The 1,088-nt window shown below is 62.5% G+C and carries 2 protein-coding genes; both read left to right on the top strand.

The genetic code is table 11. From position 1 onward, the window contains the following. Window positions 1-525 (top strand): CRISPR-associated protein Cas4 (gene cas4, locus BLR44_RS28450; protein WP_089688904.1); only part of this gene is annotated, 525 nt, incomplete at its 5' end. 60 nt (window positions 526-585) lie between these two features. Beyond that, the coding region (locus tag BLR44_RS28445) for a CRISPR-associated endonuclease Cas1 (protein ID WP_176956258.1) at window positions 586-1,088 on the top strand (503 nt) is incomplete at its 3' end.

Raw genomic sequence — 1,088 nt, 5'->3', positions numbered from 1 at the left:
GGGGGCATGCTGCTGGGCTACTATCTGATCTGCCCCCGCAAAGCCTGGCTCTCGTTGCGGGGCCTGTGGATGGAACAGGAGTCCGACACCGTGGCACTGGGGCGATTGCTGGATCAAGCCAGCTACAGCCGCAGCGAGAAACACCTGCACCTGGAAGCGGAAACGCCCGACGGGCACCTGCTGGTGGGTAAGCTCGACCGCGCGCAGTTGCGCCAGGGGGTGTTGCACGAAACCAAAAAGGGACGCTCCTGTGAGGAGGCTCACCGGTGGCAGGTCCGCTTCTACCTCTGGCTCCTGCGCCTCAACGGGGTGACTCGCGCTGACGGCAAGCCATTTACGGGCCAGCTGGACTACCCCCTGCTGCGCCGCACCGAATCAGTCACGCTCACTGCTGAAGAGGAAAGACAACTGGCGACCTGGACCAAGGAGCTTCATGTTCTGACTCAGCAGAGCACGCCCCCGGCCCGCCTGACACGTCGTCGCTTCTGCCAGAAGTGTGCCTTTGAAGAATTGTGTTATGGATGAAGAAGGGAGACGGGAAGATCGACGGTGTCCTGCACCCTGAGACTTTTAACCTTTGACTTGATGAAACGACCCTACTACCTGTTTTCCAACGGACGCCTCAAACGCCGACACAACACGCTGGCCCTGGAGCGGGCCTCCGGGGAGCGCGCACCCGACGATGCGCCCGAGGACGAAGGCCTGCCCTCCTGTCCGCCGGACCATCCCACCGATCGGGTGCCCTTCCCGGTCGAAGCGGTGGAAAGCCTTTACCTGTTCGGCGAGATCGATCTAAATTCCAAGCTGGTCACCTTCCTAGGACAGCACGGCATTCCGGCCTTCTTCTACGACTACTACGGCCACTTCACGGCCGCCCTCTATCCGCGTGAATCGCAGCTCTCGGGGCGGCTGTGCGTCGAGCAGGTACGGCATTACCTCCGCGGACCCTGGCGCTTGTTTCTGGCGCGCGCCCTGGTAGAGGCTTCCCTGTTCAACATCGGACGGGTGATCAAGTACTACGTGCCCCGCCTGAGCGGGGCTGCCCAGACGGCGGCCGAGCTGGCTTTGGAGATGATGGAGCGGGAAGG

This window comes from Catalinimonas alkaloidigena (assembly GCF_900100765.1).
Taxonomy (GTDB): Bacteria; Bacteroidota; Bacteroidia; order Cytophagales; family Flexibacteraceae; genus Mooreia; species Mooreia alkaloidigena.
This window is presented reverse-complemented; position numbering and strand designations above follow the sequence as displayed.